Annotated in this window: 9 protein-coding genes and 1 pseudogene; 2 read left to right on the forward strand and 8 right to left on the reverse strand. The window is 51.1% G+C overall.

Features of this window, described 5'->3' with window-relative positions; translation table 11 throughout:
- Nucleotides 1-3 precede the first annotated feature (3 nt).
- A complete protein-coding gene (locus tag MKQ68_RS17550; RefSeq protein WP_264280252.1) occupies nt 4-1065 on the forward strand; it encodes a response regulator in 1062 nt (353 codons plus the stop codon).
- A gap of 46 nt (nt 1066-1111) precedes the next feature.
- Here MKQ68_RS17550 and MKQ68_RS17555 read toward each other — a convergent pair whose 3' ends face one another.
- From MKQ68_RS17555 to MKQ68_RS17580, 6 genes and pseudogenes are all read right to left on the reverse strand, one after another.
- Nucleotides 1112-2575, reverse strand: a complete 1464-nt coding sequence (locus MKQ68_RS17555; protein ID WP_264280253.1) for a SusD/RagB family nutrient-binding outer membrane lipoprotein — start codon at nt 2573-2575, stop codon at nt 1112-1114.
- A gap of 2 nt (nt 2576-2577) precedes the next feature.
- The gene (locus tag MKQ68_RS17560) at nt 2578-5853 is read right to left on the reverse strand and encodes a SusC/RagA family TonB-linked outer membrane protein (protein ID WP_264280254.1); all 3276 of its coding nucleotides are present in this window, start codon (nt 5851-5853) and stop codon (nt 2578-2580) included.
- Nucleotides 5854-5952: 99 nt separating this feature from the next.
- A complete protein-coding gene (locus MKQ68_RS17565; protein WP_244842799.1) occupies nt 5953-6927 on the reverse strand; it encodes a FecR family protein in 975 nt (324 codons plus the stop codon).
- A gap of 27 nt (nt 6928-6954) precedes the next feature.
- Entirely contained in the window at nt 6955-7584 is a 630-nt protein-coding gene (locus MKQ68_RS17570) for an RNA polymerase sigma factor (protein WP_264280255.1), read from the reverse strand.
- A gap of 326 nt (nt 7585-7910) precedes the next feature.
- Entirely contained in the window at nt 7911-9068 is a 1158-nt protein-coding gene (locus MKQ68_RS17575) for a glycoside hydrolase family 3 C-terminal domain-containing protein (RefSeq protein ID WP_349773825.1), read from the reverse strand.
- Nucleotides 9069-9200: 132 nt separating this feature from the next.
- Nucleotides 9201-10198: pseudogene (locus MKQ68_RS17580) on the reverse strand (glycoside hydrolase family 3 N-terminal domain-containing protein); the annotation flags it as partial.
- Nucleotides 10199-10305: 107 nt separating this feature from the next.
- Between MKQ68_RS17580 and MKQ68_RS17585 the strand changes: the two are divergent.
- Nucleotides 10306-11208 (forward strand): bestrophin family protein, encoded by a 903-nt coding sequence (locus tag MKQ68_RS17585; RefSeq protein WP_244842794.1) that lies wholly within the window; start codon nt 10306-10308, stop codon nt 11206-11208.
- 5 nt (nt 11209-11213) lie between these two features.
- On the opposite strand, the gene MKQ68_RS17590 is transcribed toward MKQ68_RS17585, so the two are convergent.
- Entirely contained in the window at nt 11214-12608 is a 1395-nt protein-coding gene (locus MKQ68_RS17590; RefSeq protein WP_264280256.1) for a sialate O-acetylesterase, read from the reverse strand.
- 203 nt (nt 12609-12811) lie between these two features.
- The gene (locus MKQ68_RS17595; protein ID WP_264280257.1) at nt 12812-13669 is read right to left on the reverse strand and encodes an alpha/beta hydrolase; all 858 of its coding nucleotides are present in this window, start codon (nt 13667-13669) and stop codon (nt 12812-12814) included.
- Between the last annotated feature and the right edge of the window lie 97 nt (nt 13670-13766).

Below are 13766 nucleotides of genomic sequence, written 5' to 3' on the forward strand. Positions count from 1 at the left end.
GCAATGGCCACCATCTTAGTAGTAGACGATCACCAGGACATACGTGAAAATGTAGCAGAAATACTTTCCCTCGCGGGATACGAGGCACTGGAAGCCGAAAACGGCAAACGTGCGCTGGAGATTGCCCGGCAGCAAAAGCCCGACCTGGTCGTATGCGATATCATGATGCCCGAGCTGGACGGTTACGGTGTATTACACCTGATGCGGAAAAATCCGGATACCGAACATATTCCCTTCATCTTCCTCACCGCCAAAACGGAGCGCAGCGACTTTCGCAAAGGCATGGAGATGGGCGCGGACGATTATATTACCAAACCTTTTGAAGATGTGGAACTGCTGACCGCCGTAGAAATCCGGCTAAAAAAACAGCAGCTTTTACAGGATAAACTAAACGCCGCCGAGAAACAATCTGTTACCGCCATCTTGCAGGAATGGCAGCAGTCGGGCTTGTTGCAGCTGGATATGGACCATTACCATATTGCCGCGCTCACCAAAAAGCAGCCCGTGTACCGCGAAGGCAAATATCCGCAGTACCTCTATTTTGTAAAGAGCGGTAAGGTGAAGACCTATCGGCAGAACGACGATGGCAAAGAATACATCACTAACCTTTACAGCGCCGGCGATTATTTCGGTTACGTAGCGCTTATCGAAGATCATGTGTACGATGAAAATGCAGAAGCGCTGGAAAATTCAGAGATCATACAAATCCCGAAAGACATCTTCCTGCAACAATTACTCAACGACATCCGCGCGGCAAGGGTATTTATCCGCCACATTGCGCTGGACGTAAAAGAGAAAGAAGACCGCCTGTTACAACTTGCCTACGACTCCCTTCGCAAACGAGTTGCCAGCGGATTGGTAGCCATCCACGACAAACTGCATAAAGAGCAGGGGCCGGATGCGCTCATCGAGTTGTCCCGCGACGATATTGCTCACTATGTAGGCACGGCGACGGAATCGCTCATCCGCACCCTCAGCGATTTTAAATCGGAGAAGTTGATAGAAATGCAGGGAACACGCATCCGCATTTTGCAGGCGGAGCAACTGAGAAGGCTGTTGTACTAACATCCACCTGAAAGGCTTCTGCCATTAGGGCCTGGTCCATCCAGGTCTATTTGATCAGCCACATACGCGTTGTCTGTTCATCGCCACCCATCTGCTTTTTAGCACGATCATATTCCACAGGGTTATTTAATATTTCGGTGAGTGGATACATGTATCGTAATGGAATGTTGCGCTGGGCAGCCAACGGACCGGGCACGAACACCGGGAAGCCCGTACGGCGATGTTCCAGCCAACCTTCTGCGCCTACATTTAATTGCGACAACCACTTTTGGTGCATGAGCTGGCGGAGCGAGCCATTGTATTTTACGAGGGGCTGTGCGGTATAACTCGTGTAAGGCACCCCGGCACCATAATACTCCATCGACTGTTTAATACCCTGGTAGTACATCGATTGGCCCGTGCAGCCCGCCATGGTAATACGGCCTGACTGCAAAGCTTCTGACAGTATAAAAGATACTTCCCAGCAGCCAATGAGAATGGCATTAAACCTGGGATCTGCGGCTTTATTCATGGCAGGTGCGAAGTTGGAAATACAGTTATTTCCGCCGTTGTATTGCGCAGGTTGTGAGATGGCGTTAGGCACGCCTACGTATTCATTTTTATCGATGGTTGCACTGGCCACGTCCACCACTTTATCTATCCAGATGCGGATGCGTGGATCATTGTAAGTGAGCAGCATATCCACCAGCTCTTTGGACGGTTTACGTTTATCGAACTCATTATAACCATTAGCGACATCGCTGCCTGGCCAGCTGTTTTCCGCGTTCGTACCGATATAACGCAGCACAGCATTGTAAGCCTGGTCGTTTACAAGCGGATACAACTGCGGATCGTTTACCATGAGCTGCATTTCCGCCCACGCATTGGGATAATTTTTCGCACAGCGCAACAACATACGTAAACGCAGACTATTAGCGAAACGACGCCACTTCTCCACATCGCCTTTAAACAACACATCATATTCCGCGTCAATAGCGGGTAATGGTTGCCTCAGCGCTTCGTTGCATGCTTTCAACTCATACAGGAGATCAATATAGATAGTTTCCTGTTTATCGTATGCGGGATGTATATTGTCTTTCTCCCGCGCGAGCAACGCTTTAGAGTAAGGCGCATCCCCCCATAGGTCAGTAATGTAAGCAAAGTTAAACGCGCGCAGAATGCGACTGAGTACTACGTATTGCGGCTGATGGTGTTTTTCCGCCTGGGTTTGTAGTTGTTTGATGGTCATCAGCCTGGTATAGACAGGCGTCCAGTCACGCGGTCCCCAGGAGAACTTATCCATATTTTCATTACGCACCAACGTCACGTAACGACCTGCCGATGCGGGATGGCGGTAATATGCTTCATCCTGGTAGGAATAAGCTGTTTTGGTAATCGCAGTAGAGAGCAGGTATACGGCATCTACATCATTTACCACGTTAGGGTCGGTGTTGATCTCATCGAAACCCGCATCGCAGCACGTGAACAACATGGCCGCCAGTAAACAGTATATGAGTGGTTTTAAATGCATCATTAAAAGTTTACGTCCAGCTTTAATCCATACGACCGGATGGCTGGCAAGGTCCAGGTATTGATACCGAGGTTGTACCGGCCGCCGGATATTTTATTCGACGTTTCAGGATCATAACCATTCCTGGCGGCCGTCCAGCTGAACAGGTTACGTGCCGTTAAAGTGATCCCGATCTTCTCCACAAAACGAAACGGCTGATGGAACGTATAACCGCATGCCAGTTCCCGCAGCTTTACGTACGTGGCGCTGTAGGAGTTACGTGCCGGATAATCCCAATAGTAGTTCGGGTAATACGATTCCGGCCCTATCACCACGTCGTTTGGCCGAAAGCTGCCATCCGCGTTCTGAATGAAACCTGCGAGCAACATGCCATCGTGGCGCTGCCGGCCCTGGTCGTCGGTCCAGGCGATGCCGCCGTTCTCTGCTCCCCTGCCCGGCAAAGTGATCACCACCCGGCCATCGGATTGCAGGTTGTTGGCAGTGTAGGAGTAAAACACGCCGCCCTGGCGATAATCCAGCAGGAAGTTCAGGTTAAAGTTGCCCCAGTTAAAGTTGTTGGAAAAGCCGACCATAAAGTCGGGATTGTAGTTGCCATAGTACTGGAAGTTATCGCCGAGCAACATGTATTCACCATTATCCGACAGCCAGGGTTGTCCTTTATTGGGCCCATCAGGGATGACGCGATAGATTTCCCCGTACATATCGCCCATGCGGCCGCCGGGGCGCGCTAATATCTTCGTCCACTCCCCACCCGATAAATAAATTTCCCCATCGATCAGTTCCGGTGCGAGCGCGATTACCTTTTCCCGACTACGTGTATAGTTCACCGTTGTATGCCAGGTAAGCGGCCCTTTTACCGGCGTACCGGTCAGCTGCACTTCTATTCCACTCGTGCGGATGTTGCCTGCATTAATGATCTTCTCCGTCACGCCCGATGAACTGGCCGTTGGTATCGGGATGATCTGGTTACGGTTGCCGTTGCGGTAGTAGCTCACATCCACCCCCAACCTGTTCTGGAAGAAACGCAGGTCTGCACCCACCTCCAGCGACGTATTGATCTCGGGTTTCAGTTTATTGTTCTTCATCAACGTTTCCATTTCCGCCCGTTTAAGGTCACCCCAGTCAGTGATGAAACTGAAAGTATTGTACAAATTATATGGGTCCGTATCCTTACCCACCTGCGCAACGTTGGCCCGCAGCTTGGCGAAACTGAGTACACCATCAGGCTCCAGGTGCAACAATTCTGAAACGATTGCTGACACTGACAATGCCGGGTACAGGAAGGCGTTGTGTCGCGAAGGCAGGGTGCTCGACCAGTCGTTGCGGGCCGACAGATCTACGAAGAACGAGCGGCCGTATGCCAGCTGCCCGGTAATATACAGGCTATTGATCCGCTTGCGAAAGAAGAAAGGATCATATTGCACACTACCAGATGCGCCGTTCGTTACGGTATACAGCTCCGGCACCACGAGTTTGGATGCAGTAACGGTATTACCACTGTGGCGGCGGTCCATGCGGTTGCCGCCTGCGGAAACAGACATCGACCAGTTGCGGCGAAGTGTTTTATCGAAGGTGAGTAAGAAGTCTGTATTCAGTTCTCTAAAGAAAATATCTGTGCTGCTGTAATAACCTTCGGGATAGTTAACCGTACTAAAAGGCTTGCGGCTCCAGCGGCTTTCCACGTACTGATCTACACCAGTACGTAACATCAGTTTAAAATGCCGGCCCATGCGATAGTTCAGTTGCCCCATCCCATTTAAACGATTACGCTCAAAGGCATTTGTTTGCTCGTAAGCGATGAAGTACGGATTATCCACCAACGCCTTTCCGCTGGCTATATCGCGCAAATGGGTGAGCTGCTCGCGGCCTTCGCGGCCCGGCTTCCAGTAGTTACGCAGCTGCTGTACATCTACGTTAGGAGAGGTTGTATAAAGCGTATTGATCACCCCGTTGCGGTCGCCACTAAAGCGGTTGTCGCTGCCGGATGAATTATACATCATGCTAACATTCACGTTCACATCGCGCGTAACATGATATCCGGCGGATATGTTTACGGAGGTTTTATGCATTTCCGTATTGGGAATCACACCCAGGTTGTGAATATCAGTATAGGATAACCGGAAGTTCCCTCTTGCTCCCGGCCCACTTTCTACAGCAATGTTGTTGGTATACGTCTGCCCCGTGCGAAAGAAATCGCGCACCCGGTTAGGATAGGCCACCCAATCCGTGGGTATAAAATTGCCATTTTCATCGACAGGACTGTTCCACTGCACCCGTTTGGAACCATCATTCAGTTTGGCGCCCCATGCTGCTTCGCCCCAGGTATCCGTCGCGTACAAGTCACTGCCCGCACCGTAGGCGTTCTGGAACTGCGGGAACTGCCAGGCGCGGTCGAACATGGCAGCAGAACTTACACTAACGCCAAGTCCGTTCTTAGACCCGCTGCCACTTTTCGTGGTAATGAGTATTACCCCGTTGCCTGCCCGCGATCCGTACAGGGCAGCGGCACCGGCACCTTTCAGCACCGTTACTTCCGCGATGTCATCTGTATTGATATCAGAAATAATATTACCATAATCCACGTTACCGCCAATGCTGGCACCAGCCTGTACCGGTATGCCATCGATCACGAACAGCGGCTGACTGTTACCAGCGAGCGACGACTCTCCACGAATGACAATGAACGCAGAAGATGCAGGGTCCGGGCTCATACTGCGGATCTGTACGCCGGGCACTTTGGCGGTAAGCGCGTTGATCAGGTTAGGCGTTTTGACGGTATTTACATCTGCGTTCGATAACGTGGTGACCGCATACCCTACAGAACGCTGGGCACGGCTGAGTCCCAATGCCGTTACGACCACCGGGCCGAGTTGCAGCGTATCGACATGCATATGTTGGGCGGGCAGGCTGTTTAAGGACTGGGCGCTAAGCGCCTTCCGGTAAACGATCACCTGTTTGCCTTCTTGTTTAAAAGCGAAAGGCTTATCGGTAAACAAGTCGGTAAGCACGGCGTATACCGGCATATTTTTATAATTACGTGGCCCCACTTTATACTTGCCCAGTTCTGCGGCGTCATATACAAAAGCAATCCCGGAGGCTCTTTCGAGCCTCAACATCGCGACATCCAGATTTTCCCGGCCTATAACGAGTGTTATGGCGGGTTGTTGCGACTGCGCGAACGTAGCGCAGGGCAACAGCATCCCCAAAAAGAGGAGCGTTACAATGCATACCGCCGCGCATCTCTGCTTACGCGACTGGCTGCGTTGGTGTACGGGCATAGGTATCCCTGTTTAATAAGGTTTAATTTGTCAAAAGCAAAACCGGGGTAAAGGCGTGACCCCTCCCTGAACTAAATCACAAAAACAAAAAACGTGGTCCTACTCGGATATGGTGTAATTATTACCAGCCTGTTCTAATACATTTCCATTCACCAGGCATAACGAGCGAAGAATTTCATCGGGCGACTGAAAGTAGCTAAACCTGCCCGTGAGTCGAAGCTTCGCCGTTTGCTCACTTCTAAAATTTACTTTGATGGCGTAATAGTCTTCCAGCTCGGCCGCAATATCTGAGAACTGCTGCTGGCGAAAAACCATCTGACCATTCTTCCAGGCCCCGCGCATAGCTGCAGGCGGAATATCTTTCACAACGTAATTACCTGCATTTATTTTCACCATCTCGCTGCCGGCCGTCAATACGCGTCGCGTACCCGATGGCGTAGCTACCTGCACCTTGCCTGTGATCACACTCACTGACAAATCCTGCCGTTCCTGGTAACGCCTCACGTTAAAAGAGGTGCCCAGTACACGCGTTACACATTCGCCGGACGTGAGGGTGAAAGGTCGTTTATCATCCTTTGCCACTTCCAGGAAGGCCTCGCCGTTCAACAGCGCCACTGTTCTTTCATTCGCCGCAAACTTTTGCGGATAGCTGAGCGTACTGCCGGCTTTCAGCCAGACATTCGTGCCATCGTCCAGCGTGAGGTGCAATATTTTGCCTGCTTTGGCCGATACGGTATCCCAATGTTCCGCGACCATGGCCTTTTGCGGGCTGCGATGCGCATGGTGTTCCCACCAGTGTATAGACATGACCACGATGCCGAAAATCGCTGCGGCAACAGCCGCCTGCCATCCGAAGCGCCGTAATACCGAACGGCGGCCGGTTGGCAGCATGCCTTGCGACACACCTTCCCATACCTCCGCCTTCACCGCGGCGCGGTCTTCTTCGCTGATCAACGATTCGTCGGGCACGTCAACTTCAAGTTGATCGTACCATTCGTCAACTAATTTACGCTCCTCTTCAGTGCAGGTATTTTTCAGATATCTGTCCAGTATGTGTCTATCTGGTATTCCCACAATCACATGTTTATACTAGTGTCTCGGTCAAATACTTATCATTATCAATGGAGCCACCAACATCAATGGCGCCAAAGCATCTTCATAATGTGCTACTGCTTGTCGTAAACGTTTAAGCGCCGACGTGAGCTGGTTCTTTACCGTTTGCTCACTCAGGCTAAGCGTTCCTGCAATGTCTTGTACACTCAGGAACTGCTGCCGGCTCATCCTGTATATTTGCTGCATACGGCCAGGCATACGTTGTACTTCTGCTTCTAACAACCATGCAACCTCTTTCGCCTGCATCTTGTGCAAACCGCCAATGTGTTCCGCCTGCCGGGGTCTGTACGACCGCGAGCCCGCTATCCTCGAAACAGAAGCCCTAAAGTGGCTGATGATCCGGATCTTTAGCGTGGAGTAAAGAAAGGTGCTGAAACAACCGTTCACCTGTAACAGGTGCCGCTGGTTCCATAACCTGATGAATAACTCCTGGGTGCAATCCATCGCGTCTGCATCATTCCCGGTTTTACGGATGGCCTCCTGCAAAGCAGCCTGCCAATAACGACCAAACAATTCGGCAAACGCCTGTTCGTCGTTGCCGGTTACACGGCTCCATAAAACTTCATCCGGGATATGGTACAGGTCTGACATAAGAAAAGGCTGCAAAATGACGTTCACGTTAGGTATAGGTTTTGCTGCGGAAAGGTGTATCGGTATAGCTATCGTGTTTCTTAATGGTTTTTTCTCTCCTGCTGCCTACTTCGCGTGAACGGTCAAGGTGCGTAAAATTAATAAAAGACGCGGAAACTCAAAGGGTTAAACGAAGTTTTACCGCTGCAGATGCAAACATCAATTTAATACAAATATGTATCGGGTGGTTACCCAGTTAGAAAACAGGCGTTACTGCCACCTTATTTTTTTGTTATTTGACCAGCAGTCAATCGCCGGTCAGCCGCCGTTGTGTCACTCCCTTCATCGGCATTGCATCTTTCCTCTTCTCCTTTTTATAACACCAGCTTAAAACGCCCCTCCTGCACATCACGACTGTTACCGCCTACGAACAGTTGGTACTCCCCTGCCTCCGGACGCTTCTTCAGGTCACTGTGATAAAACGCCAGGTCTGCCGCCTTCAGCTGAAACTGTACGGTTTCACTCGCCCCCTTTTTCAGCAGGATCTTTTTAAACGCGATCAGCTCTTTTACCGGCCGCGTAACGCTGCCCACCAGGTCGCGGGCGTAAAGTTGCACGACTTCCTCACCATCGTAATTGCCGGTATTGGTAACGGTGACGCTTACGTTCAACGTGCCGGTACCTGTAAGTTGAGCGCTACCCACCTGCAAAGGGCCGTAACTAAAAGTCGTGTAACTGAGGCCATAACCGAACGGGTACAGCGGCGTGTTTGGCACATCGAGGTATTTAGTGGTGTATTTATTATTGAGATCGAGCGGGCGGCCGGTGTTTTTGTTGTTGTAGTAAATGGGTACCTGGCCTACGTTTCGGGGAAACGACATGGTGAGTTTACCGGCGGGATTATAATCACCGAACAGCACGTCCGCTATTGCCGGCCCCGCCTGGGTGCCGAGAAACCAGGTTTCGAGGATGGCGGGTACGTTCGCATCTTCCCACTCCAGCGTTAGAGGTCGACCGTTCATCAATACCAGTACTACCCGTTTGCCGGTCGACAATATGGCGGCCAGCAATTCGCGCTGGTTTTGCGGAATGTTAAGATCAGTGCGGCTGGCTGCCTCGCCACTCATGCCCTGCGCCTCGCCCAGCGCCATTACCACTATGTCTGCATTACGTGCGAGCGTTACGGCTTCTTCCTGCAGCCGCATCGGGTTCAACGTATCGGCCGGTTGCAGCGCGCGATAATTCAGTAACTTCTTTAGCATGGCAGTATCATCCGTAATGTAGGCACCCTGTGCATAGGCCACCTGCGCTTTATCTCCCACTTTGTCTTTTAACGCCTGGTACAAACTTACCGCCTTTTGATAGTCGCCGGCGGCCGACCAGTTACCAATAATATCCCGCTGATTATCGGCCAGCGGCCCTATTACCGCAATACGGCCACGTTGTTTAAGCGGCAACAGCTTATCGTTTTTCAGCAACACAATGCTGCGCATCGCGATATCTTTTGCGGCCTGCAAATGTTCCGGGTTCATGATCACCTGCTGCGCCCTAACGGAATCGCAGTACAGGTAAGGATCTTTAAACAATCCCAAATCATATTTCGCTTCCAGCACGCGGTATACCGCCTCGTCCACCGCCTTCTGCGACACCTTCTTATCCTTCAGCGATTGGACCAGGTGGCTGGCAAATACACTGCCCTGCAAATCCATATCTACGCCTGCATTCAGCGCCAGCGCACCCGCTTCGCTTTCATCTTTCACCACACCATGGTTTACCATTTCATTGATCGAGGTATAATCGGTAACCACAAAGCCTTTGAAGCCCCACGCCCGCGCAGCAGGTCCGTCAGCAACCATCTATTACCTGTGGCCGGAATACCATCCACCTCGTTAAAAGAAGTCATCACCGTCGCCGCGCCGGCATCTATAGCGGCTTTGTAGGGCGGCAGGTAAGTTTCGAACATACGGATGCGGCTCATATCGACCGTATTGTAATCGCGGCCACCTTCGATGGCGCCGTATAAGGCAAAGTGTTTAACGCAGGCCAGCACTACCTCCGGCGAAGGGGCATATGTTTTCTTACGATAGTCACGATCCTGCTGGTAACCGGTCACTTTTGCCCGTGCCACCCATTCACCAAAGCGTGTATCTTCCCCCACGCCTTCGGCTACACGTCCCCAACGGGGATCGCGGGCTACGTCCACCATGGGTGAGTAAGTCCAGTGCAGGCCGTCCGCGGCGGCTTCCAGGGCGGCAATGCGGGCGCTCTTCTTCATCAGGCCCATATCCCAGGTACAGGCTTCGCCCAGTGGAATGGGGAAGATGGTCTTATGACCGTGGATTACGTCGTAACCGAATAACAACGGGATCTTCAGGCGGGTTTTCATCGCTATGTCCTGCAGCTTGCGGGTAAACTGGGGCGTATACGCGTTGAAGATGTTGCCGCACAAGCCTTTTTGTATATCGCTGATGTAATCTTCCTTCATGAAAGGGCCGGTTTGGTCCATGAAACTGGTGAGCAGGTTAAGCTGCCCCACCTTCTCTTCCGGCGTCATTTTGGCGATCAGTCCGTTGAGGAAACGTGCTTTTTCGGATTGGGCCTGCGTATGCCCGAACAGGCAGCCGGCAACCATGGTCAACAACCATTGCTTCAGGATCTTCATTTGTTAAATTTTGTGTTGGATCGATTTTGGGGATAAACGGGCCGTATATAAAGTTACGCAATTTTGAACCCTCGGGCGCGAACGTTGTTTATATTTAAATTGACCATATGCTGCTGAAACAAAATCTGAGTCTTTACCGCATATTAAAGATCACCTGGCAGATTGACCTGGCCATGCTCGCCTCCTGCACTGCCGCCTATTACCTGGACACCCTCGTTTTTAAAGGCTGGGCGCTGCCAGGCACCTTTCCGGCACTGATGGGTACCGCCATCGCCTTTTTTATCGGTTTCAGCAATAACGAAGCCTATAGCCGCTGGTGGGAGGCCCGCATCATATGGGGCGCCCTTGTGAACGACTCCCGCTCCTGGGCCAGAAACCTTATGGCGTACAGTCACCCCGCCGACTATAAAGGCATCAGCCGGCAGGAAGAAAAAATGATCAAACGCCACCTGGCCTTTCTTTATGCGCTGAAGGCCAGTCTCCGCAGAAAACCCGACGGCCTCTACGAAAAATACCTCTGCGAGGAAGATCGTAACCATGTGAAAGGATTCACCAACATACCCAACGCCATCCTGGACATACAGGCCCGGGAGCTGCAGATATTGCAGGACATGAATTATATCGACGGATTTAAGTTTATGATGATGAACAATTTGCTGCAGAACTTTACAGACGGGATGGGCAAATCGGAACGGATCAACAATACAGTATTTCCAACAACGTATGTGTACTTCACAAAACTGTTCATCTGGCTCGTTGTCGTGCTTGTAACCATGGCCGTATCCAGCCTGGGGCCTTCCTCTATCTTCCTGGGGTGGGTTATCGGGTTTGTGTTTCATACCACACATATCAACGGCATGAGCCTGATGAACCCTTTCGAACTAACACCTTCCAGTATTCCGCTGGATAGCATTACCCGTACTATCGAGATCAACTTACTGGAAGGGCTGGGAGAAAAATACATCCCAGCCCCTATTGCCCCCGAGCGTGGAGGTGAGTTTATCTTATAATAAGTCTACCAGCTATCGGTGCGGAAAGGCACTACCGGCAAACCTTCTTTGCTGAATATATTGCCGATGCCTGCATTGGTAAACCCGAAGCGCACTGCCACCGGCTCCTTCACCTGCGGGTTGGAGGCCGTGATGGTATTGCCTTTCATTTTCACCTCGGTAGCCTTTACAAAGTTTTTATCAGCGCCTGCGATGAACACTTCTTCTGCCTTCGCACCTTTGACAATAAGGCCTGCTTCTGCATCTTTTAAAGTCACTATCGCTTTGCCCTTCACCACTTCCAGCTTATCGAAAGTGGGGTATTTATAAGGAAGTCCGGGTTTGCCATACGTGTTGGCCAATGCCAGTGCAGCGAGGCGGTTACCTACATCCAGCTTATTAACAGGATGAATGTCTTTGATATTATCTACCAGGTCCGACACTACAACCATACCCGTTTTAGGCGACAGGGCCAGCGTTTGGCGTTGTGCATCGCGCAGCAGGGCGCTATTATAGTTATCGGTACCGTAACCAGCGTACGGCGCGATCTGTACAAAATAGAAGGGAAACTGCTGGTTAAAAGCCTTGCGCCACTCAGCGATCATTGTAGAGAACAGCTGTGCGTAAGTGCCATTCGTACCTACGTTCGATTCGCCCTGGTACCAGATAGCGCCGGAGATGTCGAAGTTGGCAATTGGTGCGATCATCGCATTGAACAGGCGGCCCGGTTCAACAGGCCAGCTTTTATTCGGTGTTAGTTTTGCGGCGGCGGCGGCCAGGGCTGCATCTGCCTGCACTACCGGTGCGGGCGTCCAGGCTTCGGCAGGGGTGCCTCCCCAGGCGGAGTTAATGAGTCCTACCGGGATATTCATGGTTTTATGCAATGTTTTACCGAAGAAGTAACCCACTGCACTGAAGGATTGCAGCGATTTGGCGTCACATTCCAGCCATTGCGCTTTTACATCGGTCTGTACGGTGGCAGCCGTAGTTCTGGGAATATAGAACAACCGGATCTTACTATTAGCAGCAGTCGGCATCTCGTCCTTTATCTGCTTCAGGTTATTGTCGGCACTCCACTCCATGTTAGACTGGCCGGAGCATACCCACACCTCGCCGATCAGCACATCTTCTACCTTCAGGGTGTTACGACCTTTGAAAGTAATGCTGTGCGGACCGCCGGCGGCGGGCGTTTTTACATTCACCGACCATTCGGCGTATTGGTTAGCGACGGCCGTATCTGCAGTGTTGTTCCAGGAACAGTTGATCACGATCTTCTCGTTGGGATTGGCCCAGCCCCATAATTTGGCGGTGCTGTTTTGTTTCAGCACCATTTTATTGGAGATGATGGCCGGCAGACGTACATCGGCATGCGCTGCACTAAAAACACAGATCAACAAAACGAAAGGGAGTAATTTCTTCATTTTCAGGTGGAATTTTTAGATTGATGAACAAGATATAGTTTTTCGGGGCGAGATGCAATGCCGGTCTGCGTCGAGGGGTCGCACGAACTATGGGTTAGCCGTGAGGTAATAAATAAGAAGGAAATTCGGGTAGAGAAAATGTCGTACAAGTGAGTGACACAACGGCGGCTGAAAAGTGGTATGCCGCCGGCGCACAAAAGCATTTATTGTTGGATCCACTCCGGCTGCAAAGGCTTGCCGCTGTTCACTTTCGCGGTAAAGGCTTCAATTTCATCGTAGTGACTCATATTATACCACGATATTTCATGCCCTTTGCCTTTGAACGAATAAAACACAGCAGGTGCACCGAGCGACTTGGCTTTTTCGTATATCGACCGCGAGCCGTTAAACATCAGCCAGCCGGGTTGTTGTGCGTTACAAAAACGATGCGGCGCCGTGCCGAAGGGTACCAGCTGATCATTATCGCCGTGCAACAAAAGTAACGGCGTAAAACGATCCGCTTTAATCGTATTCAGATCGATGTGCGCACCGGCAAATGACATAGCGCCGGCAAACTTAAAGTGTTCGTAAAAAGCAAAACGTTTCGGATCGGCTTTGGTAAAGGGATTGAACACCAGGTGCAGAATGGCTTCGGCGCCGGCGCTGCTGCCTGCAATATAAAGTTTCGTCGTATCCACCCCTAATTCCTTCGCATGCTCCACGATGTACTGACCGGCATCGGCAGCGTCTTCCACGCCTATGCGGATGGCCTTCAGCTTTTCAGGAGTCGGCACATCGCAACCGAAACCGACACCTTTCAGGTACAGGCGGTACGACATCACAAATACTTTATACCCTTTCTTCGCAAGCCCTTCACCGAAAGGCTTCTGGTTCTTCGGGTGACCGTTCTCGAACGCGCCGCCATGCATGAACAGGATGCTCATACCGTTGGGTTGCGGGGGTTCGTAAATGTCCAGGTATTGAACGGTGTCCTTCACGGCGTAAGTCACTTGTTTTACCTGGATTTGGGCACAGGCGAAAAGAGTATGCAGTAAAAGGGAGAGGATTAAGTATTTGCGCATCATTCTCAAATTTAATCAAATGCCCGGGAAAGTCGAGTTCCCCGGGCTTCTCCATTTTAAAATCAACATTTGCTCAAAGTAAGCAGAAGAAAAAACG

The sequence above is a fragment of the Chitinophaga horti genome (assembly GCF_022867795.2).
Classification (GTDB): Bacteria; Bacteroidota; Bacteroidia; order Chitinophagales; family Chitinophagaceae; genus Chitinophaga; species Chitinophaga horti.